23 protein-coding genes and 1 tRNA gene are annotated in these 22859 nt (G+C 63.6%); 15 read left to right on the forward strand and 9 right to left on the reverse strand.

All coding sequences use genetic code 11. The annotated features are described in order from the left end of the window. Position 1 precedes the first annotated feature (1 nt). Together ABWO90_RS17715 and ABWO90_RS17720 are read right to left on the reverse strand one after the other, a co-directional pair. Positions 2–1054: a TRAP transporter substrate-binding protein gene (locus tag ABWO90_RS17715; protein WP_353192545.1), complete on the reverse strand. Its 1053-nt coding sequence runs from the start codon at positions 1052–1054 to the stop codon at positions 2–4. A 43-nt stretch (positions 1055–1097) separates the two neighbouring features. Next, positions 1098–1913: an SDR family NAD(P)-dependent oxidoreductase gene (locus ABWO90_RS17720; RefSeq protein WP_353192546.1), complete on the reverse strand. Its 816-nt coding sequence runs from the start codon at positions 1911–1913 to the stop codon at positions 1098–1100. A gap of 168 nt (positions 1914–2081) precedes the next feature. Between ABWO90_RS17720 and ABWO90_RS17725 the strand changes: the two genes are divergently transcribed. Further along, complete coding sequence (locus tag ABWO90_RS17725; protein WP_353192547.1) at positions 2082–3116, forward strand: LacI family DNA-binding transcriptional regulator; 1035 nt, start codon at positions 2082–2084, stop codon at positions 3114–3116. Between the two features lie 177 nt (positions 3117–3293). On the opposite strand, the gene ABWO90_RS17730 is transcribed toward ABWO90_RS17725, so the two are convergent. From ABWO90_RS17730 to acs, 4 genes are all read right to left on the reverse strand, one after another. Continuing rightward, positions 3294–3384 (reverse strand) — tRNA-Ser (locus ABWO90_RS17730). Positions 3385–3472: 88 nt separating this feature from the next. Then, on the reverse strand, positions 3473–5491 hold the full coding sequence (locus ABWO90_RS17735; RefSeq protein WP_353192548.1) for a sodium:solute symporter family protein: 2019 nt from the start codon (positions 5489–5491) through the stop codon (positions 3473–3475). Beyond that, positions 5488–6045 carry a DUF4212 domain-containing protein gene (locus ABWO90_RS17740; protein WP_353192549.1) on the reverse strand — a complete coding sequence of 186 codons (558 nt, stop codon included), beginning with the start codon at positions 6043–6045 and terminating at the stop codon, positions 5488–5490. The genes ABWO90_RS17735 and ABWO90_RS17740 overlap by 4 nt, the downstream gene beginning before the upstream one ends. A gap of 30 nt (positions 6046–6075) precedes the next feature. After that, a complete protein-coding gene (acs, locus tag ABWO90_RS17745; protein ID WP_353192550.1) occupies positions 6076–8058 on the reverse strand; it encodes an acetate--CoA ligase in 1983 nt (660 codons plus the stop codon). Between the two features lie 301 nt (positions 8059–8359). Between acs and ABWO90_RS17750 the strand changes: the two genes are divergently transcribed. The 13 genes from ABWO90_RS17750 (at position 8360) to hemP (ending at position 18658) form a co-directional block, all read left to right on the forward strand. Next, entirely contained in the window at positions 8360–9286 is a 927-nt protein-coding gene (locus ABWO90_RS17750) for a DMT family transporter (protein WP_353192607.1), read from the forward strand. Positions 9287–9478: 192 nt separating this feature from the next. Further along, on the forward strand, positions 9479–10048 hold the full coding sequence (locus ABWO90_RS17755) for a TIGR00645 family protein (protein WP_353192551.1): 570 nt from the start codon (positions 9479–9481) through the stop codon (positions 10046–10048). A gap of 15 nt (positions 10049–10063) precedes the next feature. After that, the gene (locus ABWO90_RS17760; RefSeq protein ID WP_353192552.1) at positions 10064–11587 is read left to right on the forward strand and encodes a fumarate hydratase; all 1524 of its coding nucleotides are present in this window, start codon (positions 10064–10066) and stop codon (positions 11585–11587) included. A 186-nt stretch (positions 11588–11773) separates the two neighbouring features. Continuing rightward, positions 11774–12253, forward strand: coding sequence for a bacterioferritin (gene bfr, locus ABWO90_RS17765; protein ID WP_353192553.1), 480 nt, complete (start codon positions 11774–11776; stop codon positions 12251–12253). 113 nt (positions 12254–12366) lie between these two features. After that, the gene (gene murI, locus ABWO90_RS17770) at positions 12367–13251 is read left to right on the forward strand and encodes a glutamate racemase (RefSeq protein ID WP_353192554.1); all 885 of its coding nucleotides are present in this window, start codon (positions 12367–12369) and stop codon (positions 13249–13251) included. Between the two features lie 113 nt (positions 13252–13364). After that, positions 13365–13625 (forward strand): (2Fe-2S)-binding protein, encoded by a 261-nt coding sequence (locus ABWO90_RS17775; protein WP_353192555.1) that lies wholly within the window; start codon positions 13365–13367, stop codon positions 13623–13625. A 380-nt stretch (positions 13626–14005) separates the two neighbouring features. Next, complete coding sequence (locus ABWO90_RS17780; protein WP_353192556.1) at positions 14006–14728, forward strand: energy transducer TonB; 723 nt, start codon at positions 14006–14008, stop codon at positions 14726–14728. Positions 14729–14792: 64 nt separating this feature from the next. Beyond that, the gene (locus ABWO90_RS17785; RefSeq protein WP_353192557.1) at positions 14793–15533 is read left to right on the forward strand and encodes a MotA/TolQ/ExbB proton channel family protein; all 741 of its coding nucleotides are present in this window, start codon (positions 14793–14795) and stop codon (positions 15531–15533) included. Positions 15534–15560: 27 nt separating this feature from the next. Next, positions 15561–15986 (forward strand): ExbD/TolR family protein, encoded by a 426-nt coding sequence (locus ABWO90_RS17790; protein WP_353192558.1) that lies wholly within the window; start codon positions 15561–15563, stop codon positions 15984–15986. A 241-nt stretch (positions 15987–16227) separates the two neighbouring features. Then, entirely contained in the window at positions 16228–17124 is an 897-nt protein-coding gene (locus tag ABWO90_RS17795) for a pirin family protein (protein ID WP_353192559.1), read from the forward strand. Positions 17125–17295: 171 nt separating this feature from the next. Continuing rightward, entirely contained in the window at positions 17296–17706 is a 411-nt protein-coding gene (locus ABWO90_RS17800) for an OsmC family protein (protein ID WP_353192560.1), read from the forward strand. A gap of 64 nt (positions 17707–17770) precedes the next feature. Further along, complete coding sequence (locus tag ABWO90_RS17805) at positions 17771–18241, forward strand: SRPBCC family protein (RefSeq protein ID WP_353192561.1); 471 nt, start codon at positions 17771–17773, stop codon at positions 18239–18241. 165 nt (positions 18242–18406) lie between these two features. Next, complete coding sequence (gene hemP / locus ABWO90_RS17810) at positions 18407–18658, forward strand: hemin uptake protein HemP (RefSeq protein ID WP_353192562.1); 252 nt, start codon at positions 18407–18409, stop codon at positions 18656–18658. Positions 18659–19092: 434 nt separating this feature from the next. Here the strand turns inward: hemP and ABWO90_RS17815 are convergent, their stop codons facing one another. Then, entirely contained in the window at positions 19093–19500 is a 408-nt protein-coding gene (locus ABWO90_RS17815; protein ID WP_353192563.1) for a GlcG/HbpS family heme-binding protein, read from the reverse strand. Between the two features lie 144 nt (positions 19501–19644). Continuing rightward, positions 19645–20433, reverse strand: a complete 789-nt coding sequence (locus ABWO90_RS17820) for a YdcF family protein (RefSeq protein WP_353192564.1) — start codon at positions 20431–20433, stop codon at positions 19645–19647. Between the two features lie 150 nt (positions 20434–20583). Here ABWO90_RS17820 and ABWO90_RS17825 point away from each other — a divergent pair, with 150 nt between their 5' ends. Then, complete coding sequence (locus tag ABWO90_RS17825) at positions 20584–21222, forward strand: thiamine phosphate synthase (RefSeq protein WP_353192565.1); 639 nt, start codon at positions 20584–20586, stop codon at positions 21220–21222. 118 nt (positions 21223–21340) lie between these two features. Here ABWO90_RS17825 and ABWO90_RS17830 read toward each other — a convergent pair whose 3' ends face one another. Further along, entirely contained in the window at positions 21341–22789 is a 1449-nt protein-coding gene (locus ABWO90_RS17830; RefSeq protein ID WP_353192566.1) for a catalase, read from the reverse strand. Between the last annotated feature and the right edge of the window lie 70 nt (positions 22790–22859).

A 22859-nucleotide genomic window follows, 5' to 3' on the forward strand; every position in this document is an offset into this window, starting at 1 on the left:
GTCAGGCCACCTTGCCGGCGGTCGCTTCGAGCAGCGCCCAGGCTTCCGCCCCGAACTTCTTCTGCCATTCGGCGTAGTAACCCGACTTTTGCAGTTGCGCGCGGAAGCTCTCGGGCGACGCCGTATTGAAGGCCAGTCCCTTGCCGGCCAGTTCGTTCTGCAAGCCGGTGTTGAGCGCGTAGACGTCTTCGCGCTGCTTGATCGCGGCTTCGTTGAACGCGCGCGCGACGATCGTCTTCAGGTCGTCCGGCAGATTCCGCCACGACCGGCCGTTGACGACGAGGTGATAGCCGTCCCAGCTGTGATTCGTGATGGAGCAGAACTTCTGCACTTCGTACAGCTTCGCGGTCTGCACAATGGCGAGCGGGTTTTCCTGTGCGTCCACCACACGCGTTTGCAGCGCGGAATAGACCTCACTGAATTGCAGGCTCGTCGGCGAGGCCTGCAGCGATTTGAACAGCGAGATGCCCATCGGGCTGACCGGGACACGGATCTTCATGCCGGCAAGGTCGTTCGCCTTCGTGATCGCCTTGTTGCCGCTGGTGATCTGACGGAAGCCGTTGTCCCACATCTTCTCGAAGGTGTAGAGGCCACTCTTCGCGAAGGCCGCGCGAATGGTATCGCCGAGCTTGCCATCGACGGCGTGCCACACCTGATCGTAGTTGGAGAACGCAAAGCCGACGGCCGTAATCGCGCTGATCGGGGCGAGCGTTGCGATCACCATGGTGCCCGCGTTGAAGATGTCGATCCCGCCGTTTCGCACCTGCGCGAGCATGTCCGTGTCGCCGCCCAACTGATTGTTGGGGAACACGCGCAGCTCCATGCGTCCTTTGCTCTCGGCGGCGATGCGCGCCGCCACCTCCTGGGCACGGACATTCAGCGGATGGCTGACGGGCAGGTTGTTGCCGTACTTGAACACGTACTGGGGCGCAGCGGCGCGCGCCGTGCGCGGCAGTGCGCCCGTCACACCGGCCACCCCGGCAACACCCAGTGCGGGTAGCGCAGAAAGTGCGCGCAATACGTTGCGTCGGCCCTGTGAAGTTGAGCTGGTCATCCGCTTGTCTCCTGATGTTGTGGTTTTCGTCTCGTCAGTCTCGTCAATTGCACCGTACGTGCATGCCGCCGTCGACCAGCAGCTCTACGCCGTTGATGTAGCGTGCTTCGTCGGACGCAAGGAATACCGCAGCATTCGCGACGTCCCAGCCGTCGCCCATGCGTCCCGTGGGCGAGAGGCGATTACGCGCCTCGACCATCGCCTGCGTGTTGTCGTAGAAGCCGGAAATCTGTTGATAGATGTGTGGCGTGTCCATCACGCCGGGCAGAATGCAGTTCGCGCGGATGCCCTTGGCGGCGTATTGCAGCGCCACGCTTTGCGTGAGCGAATTGACCGCACCTTTGGACGCCGCGTAGGCACAGTAGGCATACCCTGTCCATCGAACGCCGCCGAGTGCGCCGATGTTGACGATAGCGCCACTCCCCTGCGCTTCCATCGTTGGCAGAACGGCCTTGCACGTGAGGAACATGCTCTTGACGTTGACGGCCATCACGCGGTCCCACACCTCCTCGGTGGTTTCCACCGGGCCGCCTTGCGACGTGATGCCCACATTGTTGTGGAGAATGTCGATTCGGCCGTAGGCCTCGATGGCGGCAGCGACGGCTTGCCGGATATCGGCCCAGCAGGTGACGTCGGCGGCCAGCGAGATGGCGTCGTTGCCTTCGCTGGCGATGACGTCGCGCGTGATATCGGCCGACTTTGCCTCGCGATCGATGGCGACCACCCGGGCGCCCTGCCGCGCATAAGCCACTGCGGCGGCCTTGCCGTTGCCCCAGCCGTCGCCGACCGAGCCGGCGCCGAATACCAACGCCACACGGCCTTCCAGCCGGCGCGACGTCGACACGTCTGCTCCTGCCATCACTCGTCTCCTGTTGTTTTCGCAGCGGTCTTTCGATGCGTTATGAAGTCGTACGATAGGCGGCAAACAGGCAATCGACCAACCTGATTTTCTGATGTGATTTGATGTGGTTTGATGAAGTATGCTGTGTTCGACACGATCATCGAAACATTTGAGGGACACGCTTTCATGCGACGAAACATGCCGAATCTGGCGGATATCGCCCGAATGGCGGGCGTCTCGACTGCCACGGTCGACCGGGTGCTGCATCGCCGGGAAGGCGTACGTCAGACGACGGTTCAGCGCGTGTTGCTCGCGGCGAGCGAACTGAAGTATTTGCCGGAGCAGGCGCTCGAGGCAGTGCGTTTGTCGCCGCCGACGCAGTTGCTGTTCGTACTGCCGGACCGCAGCAGTAAATTCCTGCGCATGCTCGGCGAATGGGTGCAGTGCTCGCAGACGCAGTGGGCGCCGTACAACGTCAATTGTCGGGTGCAGTTCATTCAGGGGTTCGACCCGGATGCGATGGCGTCGGCATTGCTCAAACGCGGACGCGGTTGCGACGGCGTGGCGTTCATGCCGCTCGAGCATCCGAAGGTGCGTGAAGCGGTCGACAGGCTGGCTGACGATGGCGTCGCGGCCGTCACGCTGGTCTCCGATCTGTCGCACTCGCGGCGCATCGCGTATGTGGGGCTCGACAACGGGTCTGCGGGACGCACGGCGGCGTATCTGATTGCACGGTTCGTCGGTCAGAAGCGGCACGCGAAGGTGGCGCTGATTGCCGGGTCGCTCAGCTACAAAGCGCACGTGGAGCGCGAGGCGGGGTTCTTGCAGTTGTTTTCGGAACAGTACCCGCAAATGCAGGTGGTCGGGCTGCGCGAGGGCTACGACGACGAGAAGGTCAATTACCGTCAGACGCGCGCGCTACTCGAGCAACATCCGGATCTCGCTGCGATCTACAACATCGGCGGGGGATCGGAGGGCGTGGGGCAAGCGCTCAAGGAAGTGCGCAAGGAGCACAAGGTGGTGTTCATCGGTCACGGCCTGACGCCTGACACCCGCGCGATGCTGATCGACGGCACGATGGACGCCGTCATCACCCAGAGCCCGCAGAGCGCCATCATGAACTGCGTGCGCATCTTCGCGAACCTGCGCGAAAAGCGCGATCTGTCTGCCGGCGTCGAAGCCAGCCGCAGTCAGGTCATCTTTCGGGAGAATTTGCCGTAGGGGGACGGGAGCGAACGGAAGCGCTCGCAATGCCTGATAGACACCCAGCCTGGACGCTGATGCCGTTTGGGGCGAACCAAGCCGCAGACAAGCTCGGCTGGCTTGGCAGCCAAATGGTTGGGCGACGAATCGAGAAATAAAAAAAAGCCCTTGGGATCAAGGGCTTTTTAACATCTTTGGCGGAGAGAGGGGGATTCGAACCCCCGATAGGCTATTAACCTATACACGCTTTCCAGGCGTGCGACTTAAACCGCTCATCCATCTCTCCTGAATGGTCGCGCATTATAGCAGGTTGGCGGCAACATCTCACACCCTTTCGTGCGATGCGCTTCCGAATATCGTCGGAACCCCTGTCGTTACGGGCGCCGCAGATGATCCACAAGATGCAGATCGCGCGGGCTCGGGCGTGCCCCGAGCAAGCTGAACCCGATCGCTACCGCGAAGCCCACCGGCACGCCGAATGCCCCCGCCGAGATCGGATCCACGCCCCACCAGCGTGATCCCGCGAACCCTGTCAGCCGCGTGAAGAACGGATACGTCGTCATGATGTAGTACACGCACACCAGCAACCCGCTCACCATGCCCGCCGTCGCCCCCAGCCGCGTCGTGCGCTTCCAGAACACGCCCAGCACCAGCGCCGGGAACAGACACGACGCCGCCAACGAAAACGCCGCCCCCACCAGAAATAAAATATTGCCCAGCTTCAGCGACGTCACATACGACGCAAACATCGCCACGCACAACAACAATATCTTCGACGTCGTCACCCGCTTCTGACTCGACGCGTTCCGGTCCACCATGTGAAAGTAGACGTCGTGCGACAACGCATTCGCAATCGTCAACAACAAACCATCCGCCGTCGACAGCACCGCCGCCAACGCGCCCGCCGCCACCAACCCCGAAATCACGTACGGCAGCCCCGCGATCTCCGGCCCGGCCAGCACCAGCATGTCCGGCTGCATCCAGATCTCGCCCCACTGCACCACGCCGTCCCGGTAGACATCCGAAATATCAAGCTGCACCGGCGTCGCGTGCCGCCACTGCGTCACCCAGCCCGGTAACGCCTCATACCGCGCGCCCACCAAATGCAACAGCACGTCGTACTTGAGCATCACCGCCAACGCCGGTGCACTCACATACAACAACGCCACAAAAAACAACGTCCACCCCACGGAACTGCGCGCGCCCTGCACCGTCGCCGTCGTGCCGTAACGGGTGAGGATGTGCGGCAAACTCGCCGTGCCGATCATCAGGCACACCATCAGCAGCAAGAAATTCAAACGCTGCGAGTTGCGTGTAGTGTCGTCTCTCGCCGGGAATGGCTCGGTCATCGCATGAGGCGGCTCACTGCGCTCCACGTACTGGTTGCGCATCTCCAGCCACTGGTTCTGCGCCTCGCCGACGTCGCGCGGAAACGCGTCGAGCTTCGTCTCGAGCGCCTTCACGTCACGCAACGGCCCGTTACGACGCTTCGTATCCAGCAACTGCCGCTCCAGCTCGGCACGCTCGCTGTAGAAGCTGTCGGGCAAGCCGTCGAGCCGCCGCTGCATCTGGTCGGCCTGCTCGCGATAGTAGTCGCGCACCTCGCGCTCAGGAATCGACTGCTGAATCTCGCGCTCCAGCGCCTCGACCTTCGCCAGCGCCTTGCCGTAGGTGAACTGCGGAAACCATCCGTTGCCCGTCTGATGCCCGATCATGGCCGTCGGCACCAGGAACGCGGTAATCATGATGATGTACTGCGCCACCTGGGTCCACGTCACCGCACGCATACCCCCCAGGAACGAGCACACGAGAATGCCCGCCAGCCCGAAAAAGATGCCGATGGTGAACTCGACGCCGATGAAGCGCGACGCAATCATCCCCACGCCCTGAATCTGCGCCACCAGATAGACGAACGAACACAGAATCGTGGAGAACACGCCGAGCGCCCGCACCACATTGCTGTCGTATCGCGTGCCGAGAAAGTCCGGCACGGTATAGCGCCCCATCTTGCGCAAATACGGCGCCAGCAGAAACGCCACCAGACAGTACCCGCCCGTCCATCCCATGACGTAGGCCAGGCCGTCGTAACCCGACACGTAGAGCGACCCCGCCAACCCCATGAACGATGCCGCACTCATCCAGTCCGCCGCGCACGCCATGCCATTGAACATCGGTGGCACGCGACGGCCCGCCACGTAATACTCGGCCGCGTCGGACGTGCGGGAGATCAGGCCGATCACCGCGTACACGGCAATCGTCACGAAGAGAAACGCATAGCCGATCCACACGCCCGGGCCGTTTACCCGCTCGAGCATGCCGATCATCAGCACGAATGAGAGAAAGCCCGCCGTGTAATACAGGTAGTAGCGCAGCAATCTGCGCGTAAAACTCATCGGGACGGCGGCGCCGGATGGGCGCGAGGAGAAGGAGGCATCGAGGCGCGGAAGGACGTGCTGTGTGATGCTCGCGGTGACGTGTAGGAAGTTGTCGCCGACGTCGACGCACCGCTCAGGCCGTCGTCACCGTCGCCAAGACTGTCACGGTGTGCGTCGCGCAGTGCATGCAGCGCGTTGCGATAGCGGGCATCGTTGACCCGCTGCAGCAACGCATAGATAACGATCAGGAGGATGTCGACGAGGATCGATCCCTGCGCGCCCATGTAGAACGGCAGCGGCCACCCGGCAAATCGCATCGAGGCCCACTCTCGTGCCCAGAACTGCGGCACGAAGGTCACCACGAACCCGATTGCCATGAGTACCGCTACCAGCCACAACGTCCGCCGCCAATGCCGCGCCGCGATCTCCGCCGCCTCGCCATGCCAGTCGACGTCATGCAGCGCGCCGCCGGCACTCGGGTCCGGCGGTACGCCGCTGGCTTCGCCAGCGACGGCGGATGTCCCGGCATTACCGGGAACCTTCGCCGTGCCGGTCTGCGAACGCTTTGCCATGGCAGGCCGGGAACGCCGCGCTTAATGTGCTTATTGCGCTTGCTTGAGCTGCTCCAGGATGGCCGGATTCTCGAGCGTGGACGTGTCCTGCGTGATTTCCTCACCCTTCGCAATCACACGCAGCAAGCGGCGCATGATCTTGCCCGAGCGGGTCTTCGGCAGGTTGTCCCCGAAGCGAATGTCCTTCGGCTTGGCGATCGGCCCGATTTCCTTGCCGACCCAGTTGCGCAGTTCGAGCGCCAGCTGCTTGGCCTCGTCGCCGGTCGGACGCGAACGCTTGAGCACCACGAACGCGACAATGGCCTCGCCCGTCGTGTCGTCCGGACGCCCCACCACCGCCGCCTCGGCCACGATCGGGTTGGCCACCAGCGCCGACTCGATCTCCATCGTGCCCATGCGGTGACCCGAGACGTTCAGCACGTCGTCGATACGACCCATGATCGTGAAGTAGCCAGTCTTGGCGTCGCGAATCGAGCCGTCACCGGCCAGATAAATCCGCCCACCCAACTCCGACGGGAAGTAGCTCGACTTGTAACGCTCCGGGTCGCCCCAGATCGTGCGAATCATCGACGGCCACGGACGCTTGATGACCAGCATGCCGCCCTGACCGTTCGGCACGTCCTGCCCCGTCTCGTCGACGATGGCCACGGCAATCCCCGGCAGACCCAGCGTGCACGAGCCCGGCACCAGCGGCGTGGCGCCCGGCAGCGGGGTGATCACGTGACCGCCCGTCTCCGTCTGCCACCACGTGTCGACGATCGGGCAACGGCCGCCGCCAACGTTCTCGTAGTACCACATCCACGCTTCCGGATTGATCGGCTCGCCGACCGACCCGAGAATGCGCAGCGACGACAGGTCGTACTTTTTCGGATGCACTTCGGGTGTCTGCTCGGCAGCCTTGATCAGCGAGCGAATCGCCGTCGGCGCCGTATAGAACACCGTCACCTTGTGACGGTCGATCATTTCCCAGAAACGGCCGGCATTCGGATACGTCGGCACGCCTTCGAAAACGATCTGCGTCGCCCCCACGGCCAGCGGGCCGTAGGCGATGTACGTGTGACCGGTGATCCAGCCGATGTCGGCGGTACACCAGAAGACATCGTCCGGCTTGATGTCGAAGGTCCACTGCATGGTGAGCGATGCCCACAGCAGATAGCCGCCCGTGCTGTGCTGCACGCCCTTCGGCTTGCCCGTGGAACCCGACGTGTAGAGGATGAACAGCGGATGCTCGGCGCTGACCCACTCCGGCTCGCACTGATCCGACTGGCCGGCGACGAGATCCTGCATCACTTCGTCGAGTCCGGCCTTCATCGCGACGTTGCCACCAGTGCGGCGGTACACGATGACCGACTTCACATGGTCGCAACCGCCCATCGCGAGCGCTTCGTCGACGATGGCCTTCAGCGGCAACGCCTTGCCGCCGCGCATCTGCTCGTCGGCCGTGACGATCGCCACGGCGCCTGCGTCGATCACGCGCTCATTGAGCGACTTGGCCGAGAAACCACCGAACACGACCGAATGCGTTGCGCCGATACGCGCACACGCCTGCATGGCGACCACGCCCTCGACCGACATCGGCATGTAGATGACCACGCGGTCACCCTTCTTCACGCCCTTGGCCTTGAGCGCGTTCGCGAAGCGATTCACGCGCGCGAGCAGGTCGCGGTAGGTCACCGGCGTGACGGTGCCGTCGTCGGACTCGAACAGGATGGCGTTCTTGTCGCCCAGGCCCGCCTCGATCTGGCGGTCCAGGCAGTTGTAGGAAGCGTTGATCTGGCCGTCTTCGAACCACGTGTAGAACGGGGCGTTGGTCTCGTCGAGGACTTTCGTGAACGGCTTGTGCCAGGCCAGATTCTCGCGCGCCTGACGCGCCCAGAATCCCTCGTAATCCTTCTCGGCCTCGGCGCACAGCGCCTCATAGGCGGGCATGCCGGAGATTTTCGCGTTGGCGACCAGCGCCTGCGGCGGCGCGAAAACGCGCTGCTCCTGCAAAACCGATTCGATTGCTGCCATGAGTTGTCCCCTCTTATGGATATGCAAAAACGATTGCAATCAAGCCAAAACAAATCGCTAACGTCACATTAAGACGAGCGACTTACTAACGCCTTACACTGGTGCACGCACCTTCGCCTCCCGCGCGCGGGACTCGCGCGAACGCGTCGACGCCTTGCCGCAGACTGTGGCGTATTCGCTACAATCCTACCCGTATCAACCCTATCCCGCCACCCCGGACTCGCCCGGAGCCCCCGTGAATTCGACATCTCAGTCTGAATCGCCTGCCATCGCGAAGGCAACGCCGTCATCCACCGACCGGCTGTTCGCCCGCTTCCCGAGCTTCGCCCTGGCGCTGGCGATGACCCTCGTGGGCACCAATGTGGGCATCGGCAAGACCATGGTGGCCGTCATGCCGGTGGCCGCCTTCGCGCTGTGGCGCTTCGTAATCGCCATCATCGCCCTGTCGCCGCGCTACCGGCCGTCGGCCATGCGACGCGTCACACGCACGCAGTGGAAACACCTCTTCGTGCAGACGTTCTTCGGCACGTTCCTGTTTACGCTGCTCATGCTCTATGGCGTACGCATGACCACGGCCACCGCCGCCGGCGTGATTACCGCCACGCTGCCCGCCTGCGTCGCCCTGCTCTCCTGGGCCGTGCTGCGCGAGCACCCCACGCGCCGCACGATGGTCAGCATCGGCCTTGCCATTGCCGGCGTGGCGCTGCTCAACGTCTCGCGCGGCGACGCCCACGGTGCGAGCGGTTCGGCAGACGCCGGGAATGCGTGGCTGGGCAATGCGCTGGTGCTCGGCGCCGTGCTCTGCGAGGGCATCTACGTGATCGTCTCGAAGCGGCTGGCCGCCGAACTCTCCGCCATCGATATCTGCGCCTACACGCACCTGATCGGCGGCGCCCTGATGCTGCCGCTGGGCGTTGCGGGCCTCATGGCCGTGGATTACGCCGCGCTCACGCCCGGCCACTGGGCGCTCATCGTCTGGTACGGGCTCGCCGCAAGCGTCTTCTCCTTCTTCCTCTGGATGCGCGGCATTCGGCACGTGAGCGCGCAACTCGCGGGCGTTTTCACGGCCATGGTCCCGGTGGCCGCCACGGCCTACGGCGTGATCTTCCTTGGCGAGCGCCTCTCCGTCGCGCAGGGCGCCGCACTGGCGCTGACGGTCGCCGGGATCGTGCTCGCAGCCCTGCCGTCCGCCGGGGCGCGCAAGACGCTATTGCCGGCCCGCGACTGAATCGGGAACGGCAGGGCGGGCAAGACGTTGTAAAATGCCCGCCATGCCGGATTTCGCGACGCGAAATCGGTGACGTGCCGGTCGGTCCCGGCTGGCATGTCGTGCGTATCCGGTCCGTATTTGAATTGCGTATTTGATAACTCACGCCTGCGGCGATGCACGCAGGCGAATGCCCCCACTAAGTCAAAAGCCATGTCGACTCCCGGCCGCCCGTCCGACGCGCCGCTGCGCCCGCTGCCCCGCGTCATCTTCCTCAGCCGCTGGCTGCAAGTTCCGCTGTATCTTGGCCTGATCGCCGCGCAAGGCGTCTACGTCTATAAGTTCCTCGCCGAACTCTGGCACCTGATTACCCACGCCGGCACCTTCGACGAAACGCAGATCATGCTCGTCGTACTCGGCCTGATCGACGTGGTGATGATCTCGAACCTGCTCATCATGGTGATCATCGGCGGCTATGAGACGTTTGTCTCGCGCCTGGGCGTCGAAGGCCATCCGGACGAACCGGAGTGGCTCGACCACGTGAACGCCGGTGTGCTCAAGGTCAAGTTGTCGATGGCGCTGATCAGCATTTCGTCGATTCACCTGCTCAAGACGTTCATCGATGCGTCGCAGCAGACGCCGCACACCATCATGTGGCAAGTGATCATTCACTGCGCCTTCCTGCTTTCCGCCGTGGTCATGGCCGTCGTCAACAAGATGACGAACGACAGTCACGCCCCGGCCTACGCGTCCCCCCAAGTCATTACTACCCGTTCCCACTAAGTCGAGAGCCGTTCCATGTCTACCGTCATTAAAGAAGACGACGTCATTCAGAGCGTCGCCGGTGCCCTGCAGTACATCAGCTACTACCATCCGGACGATTACATCCAGGCGCTGGGTCGTGCCTACGAGGCCGAGCAAAGCCCCGCTGCCCGCGACGCCATCGCGCAGATCCTGACCAACAGCCGCATGTGCGCCGAAGGCCGCCGTCCGCTGTGCCAGGACACCGGCATCGTGACCGTGTTCGTGAAGGTCGGCATGAACGTGCGCTGGGACGCCAAGCGCAGTCTCACCGACATGATCAACGAAGGCGTGCGCCAGGCTTACATGCACCCGGACAACGTGCTGCGCGCCTCGATCGTGGCGCCGCCGGAAGCCGGCCGCAAGAACACGAAGGACAACACGCCCGCCGTCATCCACTACGAAATCGTGGAAGGCGACAAGGTCGATATCACGGTCGCGGCCAAGGGCGGCGGCTCGGAGAACAAGTCGAAGTTCGTGATGCTCAACCCGTCCGACTCGATCGTCGACTGGGTCGTGAAGACGGTGCCGACGATGGGCGCCGGCTGGTGCCCGCCGGGCATGCTCGGCATCGGTATCGGCGGCACGGCGGAAAAGGCCATGGTGCTCGCCAAGGAATCGCTCATGGACCCGATCGACATCCATGACCTGATCAAGCGCGGCCCGCAGAACTGGAACGAAGAGCTGCGCCTCGAGCTGTTCGAGAAGGTCAACGCCCTCGGGATCGGCGCGCAAGGCCTGGGTGGCCTGGCCACCGTGCTCGACGTGAAGATCCTCGACTACCCGACGCACGCGGCGTCCAAGCCGGTCGCCATGATCCCGAACTGCGCGGCCACGCGTCACGCACACTTCACGCTGGACGGCTCGGGCCCGTCGTTCCTCGCCGCGCCGTCGCTCGATGCCTGGCCGAACGTGCACTGGGCACCGAACACCGAGACGAGCAAGCGCGTCGACCTCGACACGCTCACGCCGGAAGAAGTCGCCAGCTGGACGCCGGGCCAGACCCTGCTGCTCTCGGGCAAGATGCTCACGGGCCGCGACGCCGCGCACAAGCGCATTGCCGACATGATCGCCAAGGGCGAGCCGCTGCCGGTGGACTTCAAGGGCCGCGCAATTTACTACGTCGGCCCGGTCGATCCGGTGCGCGACGAAGTCGTTGGCCCGGCAGGCCCCACGACGTCGACCCGCATGGACAAGTTCACCGACATGATGCTGTCGAAGACCGGCCTGGCCGTGATGATCGGCAAGTCGGAGCGCGGCCCGGCCGCCATCGAAGCGATCAAGAAGCACAAGGCCGCGTACCTGATGGCCGTGGGCGGTGCCGCTTACCTCGTGTCCAAGGCGATTCGCGCTGCACGCGTGCTGGCCTTCGAAGACCTCGGCATGGAAGCGATCTACGAGTTCGACGTCAAGGACATGCCCGTGACGGTCGCCGTGGATGCCACCGGCGTGTCGGTGCACAACACCGGCCCGAAGGAATGGCAGGCCAAGATCGGCAAGATTCCGGTCGCTGCGGAATAAGCCCGCGTCTGGCAGCAACAGAAGAAGCCCGGGATCTCCGGGCTTTTTTTATGCCCGGTCACGGTCGAGAATGGATCGCATTACCATTCGCACCTCGGTTCACGAAAAGCCTTGCAGGGCTTGGCTTTCCCGCCTTTTCCAGCTACTCTTCAACCGCTTGCAAACTGCATAAGAAAGGGATCCGAAATGAAAGGCGACAAGAAAGTCCTCGAACTCCTCAACGCACAACTCACGAACGAGCTGACGGCGATCAACCAGTACTTTCTGCACGCCCGCATGTACAACCACTGGGGCCTCGAGAAACTCGGCAAGCACGAGTACGACGAGTCCATTGGCGAGATGAAGCATGCCGACAAGCTCATCGAGCGCATTTTCATGCTCGACGGCCTGCCGAACCTCCAGGACCTGCACAAGCTGCTCATCGGCGAGTCGACCGACGAAATCCTCAAGTGCGACCTCAAGCTCGAATACATCTCGCAGAAGACCTGCAAGGACGGTATCGAGCATAGCGAGAAGGTCAAGGACTACGTGTCGCGCGATCTTTTCGCAGAGATCCTGCACGACACCGAAGAACACATCGACTGGCTCGAAACGCAGATCGATCTGATCGACAAGGTCGGTCTCCAGAATTACCAGCAGTCGGGCATGGCGTCGCTCGAAGAATAAGCCCGACAACCCACAAAACCCAGATAAGAAACGCATCGCCGCGCCGACATCGGTTCGCCGGCTTTGCGATAGAATTTCGGGGCCGGCCATTTGCCGGCCCTTTTTTATTCGCCATGCCCTCCAACGCGCCGATTGGCGTCTTCGATTCCGGCCTCGGCGGCCTGTCGGTCCTTCAGGCCGTACGCGCCTTGCTGCCCCATGAGTCGCTGCTCTATGTCGCCGACTCGCATTTCGCCCCCTATGGGGAACGCCCCGACGCGTTCATCGAACAACGCAGCCTGGCCATCGGCCGCTGGCTGCGCGAGCGTGGCGCCAAGGCGCTGGTCGTTGCATGCAACACGGCCACCGCTCACGGCGTAGCGGCGCTGCGCGCCGACGCCGATTGGCCGGTCGTCGGCGTGGAGCCGGGCATCAAGCCCGCCGCCGCGGCCTCCGCGAGCGGCGTGATCGGGGTGCTCGCGACCGCCGCCACGCTGCGCAGTGCGCGCTTCGCCGATTTGCTGGCACGTCACACGGCGCAGGGCCAGCGCTTTCTCTGTCAGCCTGGCCATGGGCTCGTCGAGCGGATCGAAGCGGGGGATGTCGATTCGACGGCAGTCGTGACGCTGCTCGAACAGTTCATCGAACCGATGCTCGCACAAGGCGCCGACACGCTCGTGCTCGGCTGCACCCACTACCCGTTCCTCATTCCCGCCATCGAACGGCGCTTCGGCAACGCGCTGACGCTCATCGACACGGGCGCGGCCATCGCACGCCAGTTGCAGCGCCGCCTCGCCACGGCCGCGCTGCAAGCCCCGGTGGCCCCGGATAGTGCCGACGGCGGCAGCATCGCGCTGTTCACCACGGCAGACGCCCACGCGTTGCAGACGATGGCCGACCGACTCCTGCCGAATGCCCCTCGCGTGCAGACTGTCGAGATCGACAGCATCGACAAGACCGCCCCGCAAGGCGCGTCACGCCTCGATTCCGCCCCCAACCTTCCCATCATCTCCGCCTGACACGGTTTCCGTATATCCCTGTGCGGACTATGGGATAGGCCGAAGGCGCTTGCAAAACTCAACAACTTAAATAATAATTATTCTCATTAGTGTTACATTTTGACGTTTTCATCATGATCGTCTGCGTCTGCAAATCCGTCTCCGACCGCCAGATCAAGGCTTGTCTCGACGCCGGTGCGAACACCATGGAAGATCTTCAGATCGACCTGGGCGTTGCGCTGTGCTGCGGGAAGTGCGGCCCGTACGTCCAGGAAATGGTGTCGGGTGCCACGCCTTGCTGCGGCCGTTCGTGCGGTGGTTGCTGCCAGTCGGCACGGATCGAGACGACGACCGAAGTGGTGTTCGCACAGCGCGATCTCGCGCTGGCCGCTTGAGCCCACTCGGTGTGCCCGGCCTGCGCGGCAGGCCAAAACGTTATCGGATTCAATAACATCGTCCTGACGCAGCGGTATCGGGTCGCGACGATGACGGAGCCAGCCAGGCGTCTCACGGCGCTGTGCGCCAGCCAGCGACTCGTCACCCTGGAGGTGTCAGATGGAACTCCTGATTGGCTTTGTTTCGACGTTATGTTTATCGTTTTTCCTGTTCCGAAGGTGAGTCGGTGCACGGTTTCCGACTCGCTGCATTCGCCGACCGCGCCCCCTGGCGCGGTTTTCCTTTGATCGTACGTCCGGCCCTCCCGAACCCCGAGGCTTTGCACTCCGCGCATCACTCATCGTTCATCGCCGCAAACTAGCGTACCCTAGCCGTTACCATGTCGACCGCCGTGCCCCCCGCCGTGACCCCTTCCGGCCTTGCGTTCACGCCGTTTCGTGATCCGCTGACGTCGCCGCGCGCTATCGCGATCGCGGCCGCGATCGTCGTCTTCCACATTGCCGCATTGGTCGGTTTGTCGCACCTGCGCAATGAACCGGAGAAGGCAACGATCGAGCCCACGACCTTTACCGCCACGATCATTCCGCTCACGCCGGCCCCCACGCCGCCGCAACCCGCACCGCCCAAGCCGCAGCCGGAACCGCCGAAGCCGCAGGTCGCGCCGCCGCCGCCGAAGCCCCGCGTACAGCCCAAGAACGCCATTACGCAAAAGGCCGAGCCGGTCGCCCCGGCGCCGCAGCAAACGCCGGTCGAACCCGTGCAGAATGCCGCGCCTACGCCACCCGCACCGCCTGCCCCGGCCCCCGCGCCCGCGCCGTCCGGCCCGATCGAGGGTCTGGCCGTGAAATGCGAAGATCCGCGTGTGGTCTACCCGACACAGTCGCGTCGCGTCGGCGAAGAAGGCACGGTCACGTTGCGCCTGGTGATCGATACACGCGGCGTGGTGTCCAGCGCCAATGTCGTCAAGTCGAGCGGCTTCCCCCGTCTCGATCAGGCCGCCCGCACCGCTGCACTGGCGATGCGTTGCGCACCCCCGATGCAGAACGGTCGCGCAGTGGAAGCCGCCGCGACCAAACCGTTTAACTTCAATTTGAACGATTAACGCAGCGCGGCAGTCACGCGCTTGTGTAACCATTTAACGAACTGGATCTCCAGAGGAACGCAAAATGCAAGAGTATGGTTTGAGCCACGTCTGGGCACAGGGCGACTTCGTCACCCGCGCCATCGCGATCGTGTTGCTGGTGATGTCGGTGCTGTCGTGGACGGTGATCATCATCAAGGGCACCCAGGTCTTCCGCCTGAGCCGCCTCACGCGCACTGCCGAGCCGGACTTCTGGCACTCGGAAAACTTCTCCGCCGGCCTGCAGAAGCTCGGCGAATCGGGTCAGAACAATCCGTTCCTCGCACTGGCCCTCGCCGGTCAGGACGCCGCCGAGCATCACCGCCAGAGCCAGCCGCATCTGCACGACAAGATGGACGTGAGCGACTGGATCACCCGCGCACTGAAGAATTCGGTGGACGACACGGTCTCGCGCCTGCAAAGCGGTCTGGCGATGCTGGCCTCGATCGGCTCGACTTCCCCGTTCGTGGGCCTGTTCGGCACGGTGTGGGGCATCTATCACGCCCTGCTGGCCATTGGCGCCTCGGGTCAGACGACCATCGACAAAGTGGCCGGCCCGGTGGGTGAAGCCCTGATCATGACCGCCTTCGGTCTGTTCGTCGCCATTCCGGCAGTGCTCGGCTTCAACGCCCTCACGCGCGCCAACAAGGGCATCGTCTCGAAGCTCAACCGCTTTGCGCACAGCCTGCACGCCTACTTCCTGACCGGCGCCAGCATGCACTCGACGCAGTTCGCGAGCAACGTCACCCCGGTGCGCAAGCCGTCCACGCCGGCCAGCGCCAACTAAGCCGGCACGCAAGACAAGGAGTTCGCTATGGCTATGGGTTCATACAGCAGCGACGACGGTGCCGATGACGCCATGATGAGCGAAATCAACATGACGCCGCTCGTCGACGTCATGCTGGTGTTGCTGATCATCTTCATCGTGACGCTGCCGGTGCTCAATCACGCGGTCAAGCTCGATCTGCCGCAGGCAAGCAGCCAGCCGGAAGACACGAAGCCCGCCAAGGTCGACCTGTCGATCCAGGCGGACGGCACGGTCTTCTGGGACAAGCAGGCCATCGACGAGGCCACGCTCAAGGCGCGTCTGGCGCAGGCCGCCGAAGCGCAGCCGCAGCCGGAACTGCATCTGTTCGCCGACAAGAACGTGCGTTACGAAAGCGTCGCCAAGGTGCTCTCGGAAGCGCAGACGGCAGGCGTGACCAAGCTCGGTTTCGTGACCGATCCCGCGACCAAGTAAGTCCGGTCGACGCACGAATCGCAGAAGAGAAGCGCGGTGCATCCCACCGCGCTTTTTTTCGCCCATTCGATTCGTTGCTGCCTCTCCCCATTTCTCCGCTTTTACCCGGCATTGTTCCAATCGGGTAACAATCCTTCCAGCGTTACGGTCTACTCTGCGTGCCATGCGCCCCGATATAGTGAGGACATGACATTGGACGCAAGACGCCATCTCGGCGAGCGTCCCCACAGGAGATTCCGACATGAGCACCACCTTCGCCCGTCCGGTCACCCGTGTCTTCACGGCGGCACAAACGCAGGAAGGCGCCGGTTTTCACGTCAACCGCCCGTTCCCGACGCGCATGATGATGGACTTCGATCCTTTCCTGCTGCTCGACGAAATGGGCCCGATGCAGGTCGCCCCCGGCGACGCCAAGGGCGCCCCCGATCACCCGCACCGCGGCTTCGAGACAGTCACGTATCTGCTCGCCGGCGAGATGGAGCATCGCGACTCGCAAGGTCACGCCGGCAAGCTCACCCCCGGCGACGTGCAATGGATGACGGCCGGTGCGGGCGTGATTCACTCGGAGATGCCTTCGCAGGCGTTCCAGCAGCGCGGCGGTGAGATGCACGGCTTCCAGCTCTGGGTGAACCTGCCGCGCACGGACAAGATGATGACGCCGCGGTATCAGGAACTGCCCGCCGCGGGTATCCCGAGCGCGACGAGCGAAGACGGCAAGGTCTCGGTGCGCGTGATCGCGGGCGAGGCGCTTGGCACGCGCGCGGCCATCGAGACGCGCACGCCGATTCTGTACCAGCACTTCACGCTGCAGCCGCAGGCCTTGCTCGATCATCCGGTGCCGGCGGACTTCAACGTGTTTGCCTACGTGATCGACGGCGAAGGACACTTCGGTGCCGAGGCCACGGCCGCCAAAACGCATCAGATGGTCGTCTTCGGCAACGAAGGCGAGAGCGTTACCGTGCGCAACGATAGCGACAAACCGATGTCGTTTCTGTTGATCGGTGGCAAGCCGTTGGGCGAGCCGGTGGCACGCTACGGCCCGTTCGTCATGAACACGGAAAGCGAGATCCGCCAGGCGATTCTCGACTTCCAGGCCGGACGCATGGGACACATTCCGGCATCGGGCACCCACGCCTGAACGTTGTCGCGCATGACGTGAGGCGGCAATCCGTCACACGGCGGAGCGTGACACCCGTCGTTCGCACCGGCCCGGCGAAATTGGGTCACAATGACACTCAATGTGCGCATTGTGGCCCGAGACATTCGCCGGGCCGTTTTCATCGAGCCCATCAGGAAAACAGGAGCTGTCATGGCTGCAGAAGCGATTGTCACCGCCCATTTAGGCGCCGCGGGTTTCACCACTCACCTCTCGGACGGCAAACACGAATGGCTCGCCGACGAGCCTGCGACGCTCGGCGGCGCCGATCTCGGCCCGGCGCCTGCAGCACTGCTGCTGTCGAGTCTCGGCGCGTGCACATCGATCACGTTGCAGATGTACGCGCGCCGCAAGGAGTGGCCGCTCAAGGACGTAAAGGTCACGCTCGCGATGAATCCCGATGGCAAACCGCCCGCCGGGACCACGCAAATCACGCGAAAGATCGAACTTGCCGGCGATTTGTCGGAGGAACAGCGTCAGCGCCTCTTGGAAATTGCCAATGCGTGCCCAATTCACAAGGTGTTGTCGGGCACGATCGCCATTGACAGTACGCTGGTCGAGTAAGATCCGGCGCGGCCGGCACGCCATGACATGCGTGCCGACCGTCATCGATTGAAGGGGAAAATTCTTGCAGTACGAGCATCTCATCGAGGTCAATGACCTCCTGAACCCACTGGCGTTTTCGCTGTCGCGCGAACAGTTGTGGCGTGGCCTCGTGCTACGCGCCGAGCAACCGGAATCCTTCGTGCTGGGGCTGGATCAATGCGTCGTGCACGAACGCACGGACGATACGCTGGTGCGCGAGTTGCGCTTCGGCGAAGCCGTGGTGCACGATCGCGTGGTCTTCGACGACCGGCAATCCGTCCGCTACGAGACCGCCGCGACCGAGCAGCATGCGGGTGGCTCGCTCACGATGCGTATCGAGGAGCCGACACCGACGCACTACTTCGTGCGCTTCACGTACAGCACCACGCTGCCGGAGGACGCCGCGACGGCCGATACGCGCTATAGCGAATTTGTGAAATCCGCCTATCGTGAAGCCGACATCGACACCGTGACCCAGATTCGCGCGCTGGCCGAGCAAGGCGCACTGGGCTAAGCACCGCCGGGCGGCCGTCTCCGACGGCGTGCTGCCGGACGACCGCACGCGCCGTCCGGCAATTCTGATTATCAAAATCTATTTTCTCAAACACGCCAATAGTCAAATTCAAATATAAATGGGAATGATTCTCATTTAATATTCATCTCACAGTCAGCCACACGGATGAGCGAGATGACCGCAAGCCACACCACTGCCCGCCAGACCCCGCCCGCCACGGCACCGCGTCGCACCCTGTCGGTAGCGCGCACGCAAGTGGCCAGTCCGGCGGCAGAGAAGCCGGCCAGCCACGCAACGGGCCGTGTCCTGACGAGCGATCACCTGCTGCAAGGCACGCAATGCGTGAACATCCTGCACAACGGACAGACGTACCAGTTGCGCGCCACGCGTTACGGCAAGTTGATCCTGACGAAGTAAGCCGTTGAAGTCGTAAAGTATTTTGGCGGTGGCAAGACCACGACCTTGCCGCCACCTTCACCGAGTTTTGTGGGGACCACCTCGCCTAAGAGGTGTTTGGCAGTAGCCAGCGAACGCAACGCGATCCCATGTAGTTACGGCAAGCCCCTCTCTACCTGCGTTGCGCGCCAGCCAAGCCACTTTTTTTGTCCACCCACACGGGTTTCATTGATGTTCTCCTCGTGGTTCCACCTGCCAAGCCTCAGGTGGGCCATCCGGCCTGACAAGCCTTTGACCCGTCCGCAAGGACGGGTTTTCTTTTTCTGACGCTTCCACTGCGCCTAACGGGCACAAGGGCACAAAAAAACATCGCCGGCTCTCACCGGCGATGTTTTCGTCATTCTGGCGTCGGGCAATCCACCTGAGGATCGTTGCCCGGACGGTGCTCAGGCGCGTTACTTGCCCGTCACCGTGGCGATGCCTGCGCGGGCGATCTGCGCGTCTTGCGCCGACTTCACACCGGACACGCCCACTGCACCGATCACGTCACCGTCAACGATGATGGGCACGCCGCCCTCGAGCATCGCCGTGTTCGGCGCGCTGAGGAAGGCAAAACGTCCGCCATTGATCATCTCTTCGAACGCACCGCTTTCGCGACGGCCGACCGCCGAGGTCTGGGCCTTGCCCAGCGACATCATGGCGGTGCTGGGGGCGGCGCCGTCCATGCGATACATCGACAGGGCATGACCGCCGTCGTCGACGATCGTGATGCACACATTCCAGCCATTCGCGGTGGCTTCGGCCACGGCGGCGGCGTTGATCTTCTGCACGTCTTCAACGGTCAGAACAGCTTTCGTCTTCATACGTCTCTCTCGTTTTTCAGGGTTGGCAATTCATGGAGCCCATGCCGCGGCCGGGCTCCGGGAAAATCTGCCTGCTACGATGCCGGGACTTCATGACATCTCGCAGACGATGAGCGCGCCTGGCAATCCGGGCGCACCCATGGATCAATGGCCCACGGCGAGCGCCATCCACTCGCGCATTGCCGCACGCGTGGTGCGCAGGCCGTCGAGCGTGGGCCATACGCCAGGCACGGCATCCGGATCGAGCGGACGCGTGTTGCAACACGGTGCGGGTACCACCGTGAGACCGGCGCGCTCAAACTGGTCGACGGAACGGCGCATATGCCAGGCACTCGTGACCAGGTAGACGCGCGACACGCCGACGTTCGTCAGCATACGCGCGCTGAAAGTGGCGTTTTGCGCCGTATTCAGGGATTGTCCTTCGGTCCATCGCACAGGCACGCCGAACTCGTCAGTGGCGACTTGGGCCATCATGCGACCTTCCGTCACACGACCGCTAGGACTGCCGCCCGAGACCAGCACCGGCAGTTGGGTGTGTCGCGCGAGGAATGCACCATAGCGCACACGCGCCAGCGTATCGGGACTCAAATCGGCGCCATTGTCTCGGCCGAACTCTGCGGCGTTCAGGCTGACGCCGCCACCGAGGATCACCACGGCTTGGGGCAACGTCGCCGCAGCCGCCGGGGTTTGGCGTGCCGCGTCGTAGGCTTTGAGATCCACTACCGTGCCGACCTCGAGCGGGCGGGCCAGTAGATTGCCGAACCAGGGCATGGCCTGCACCCAGAACGCCAGCACCGCGAGGATCATCAGGGTCTTGCCGACGCGCGGACAGCGCCGCCAGAAGATGAGCGCCAGCACCGCGATCACCAGCACATTGGCGGGCGGCAGGAACAGACTGACGAGGAGATTTCGGGCGAGCCAATCGATGGGCATCCCGCCAGTCTACTGGACTGGACTCCCAAGTGCACCCTTTCTCTATGACGGTTCGCGCTCGATAGGGACGCCCGTGCCAACGGTCGCGGCGGGCCACGCTCCGTACTTTCCTCAAGAGGTTCGCGCGGGCATTCCGGTTACACTGCCCGCATGCCCAACCACTTCGCAGCGGACGCCACAACGCTCCCCCGCCAACTGCTGGTGACGCCCGACGTCTCGTCTCGCGCCCACATCGCCACCTTCGCTTCACAACTCGCGCAAGCGCTTGCGCGTGGCATTCGCCTCGTACAGCTTCGCAATCGTTCGCTCGATGCCGACGGCTACCGGGCACTCGCGGAGAGCGCGCTGGCGCTCACGCATGCCGCCGGCGCCGAGCTGATCCTGAACCCGCCGCACGACGTGGCGGATCTCTGGCTCGACGCCGTCGACGATGCGCGTGCCGGCATCGTGCCGCAGGCCGACGGCTGGCACCTGACGAGCGCGCGACTGATGGCCTGCAAGGCGCGCCCACGCGGATGGAAACGCGTGAGCGCCGCCTGCCACGACGCCGCACAACTCGCACACGCCGCTCGACTCGAACTCGACTTCGTCACGCTCTCGCCCGTGCTCGCCACGGCAACGCACCCGAACGCCACGCCACTCGGCTGGCCTGCGTTCACCGCGCTCGCCTCGCAGGCCTCGCTGCCTGTCTTCGCGCTTGGCGGCATGCGTGCCGACATGCTCGCGAACGCCCGACATGCGGGTGCGTACGGCGTCGCCGCGATACGGGCGTTCTGGCCCGCCGCCTGACACCAGACCCCGACGCCGTTCGGGCATCGACCGTACATGAACACGCGGGGACGGTGTCATCCGCCCCCGCGCGATTCGTCGGCTCACACGGTACCAACCGTACCGTCCAGCGCTTCCCTTACTTCGCCAACGCCTGACGCGCGGCGATCACGCCTTGCGCGTACGCCGGATCGATCTTCTCGAAGTGCGCGATCTGGCGGGTCGACACGTCGTCGGGCACCCCCTGCATCGCGGCGGCGATGTTGCCGAACAGGCGCGCCTTCTGTGCGTCGTCGAACAGGTTGAAGAGCGCACGCGGCTGCGAGTAGTAGTCATCGTCTTCACGATGGTCGTAACGGTCCGCCACGGCGCCGACCGCTTGCGGTGGTTCGCGAAATTCCGGCTGCTCGGCGAACGCGCCGTAGCGGTTCGGCTCGTAGTTCGTCGTGCTGCCGAGGTTGCCATCCACGCGCATCGCGCCGTCGCGATGGAAGCTGTTGTGGAACGGGCACTTCGGCGCGTTGACCGGAATGGCGCCGTGATTCACGCCGAGCCGATAACGCTGCGTGTCGCCATACGAGAACAGGCGTCCCTGCAGCATGCGATCGGGCGAGAAGCCGATACCCGGCACGACGTTGGCCGGATTGAACGCCGCCTGCTCAACGTCGGCGAAGTAGTTTTCCGGATTCCGGTTGAGCTCCAGCACACCCACGTCGACGAGCGGATAGTCGGCATGCGGCCACACCTTCGTCAGGTCGAACGGGTTGATGCGATACGTGGCGGCGTCGGCCTCCGGCATCACCTGGACCTGCATGCGCCAGCGCGGGAAGTTACCCGCTTCGATAGCCTCGAACAGGTCGCGCTGTGCGCTCTCGCGATCACCTGCCACGATTTGCGCGGCCTGCGCGTTCGTGAGGTTCTCCACGCCCTGCATCGACTTGAAGTGAAACTTCACCCAGAAGCGTTCGTTCGCCGCATTGACGAAGCTGAACGTATGCGAGCCGAAACCGTGCTGTTGACGATAGTTCGCGGGCAGCCCGCGATCGCTCATGAGGATGGTCACCTGATGCAGCGATTCCGGGTGACGCGACCAGAAGTCCCACGCAGCCGTCGGGTTGCGCAGGTTGGTCTTCGGATCGCGCTTTTGCGTGTGGATGAAGTCGGGGAACTTGAGCGGATCACGCACGAAGAACACCGGCGTGTTGTTGCCCACGAGATCCCAGTTGCCTTCGTCGGTATAGAACTTCAGCGCGAAACCGCGCACATCGCGCTCGGCATCGGCCGCGCCACGCTCGCCGGCCACCGTCGAGAAGCGCAGGAACACCGGCGTTTCCTTGCCGATGGCTTCGAACACGCGCGCCCGGCTGTACTGCGTGATGTCGTGCGTGATGGTGAGCTTGCCGAACGCCCCCGATCCCTTGGCATGCACGCGACGCTCGGGAATCACTTCTCGGTCGAAGTGAGCGAGCTTCTCGAGGAACCACACGTCTTGCAACAACGCGGGGCCGCGCGGGCCGGCAGTCATCGTGTTCTGGTTGTCGGGCACCGGGGCTCCGGCGGCGGTCGTGAGTTTTTGGGTATCGGACATGTGACGCTCTCCTTTTTTGATCGAACAATCGCGCGAAATTGATACGCGCTTCACACTGACTTCACGCTGG

It is taken from the genome of Pandoraea pnomenusa (assembly GCF_040391475.1).
Classification (GTDB): domain Bacteria; phylum Pseudomonadota; class Gammaproteobacteria; order Burkholderiales; family Burkholderiaceae; genus Pandoraea; species Pandoraea pnomenusa_C.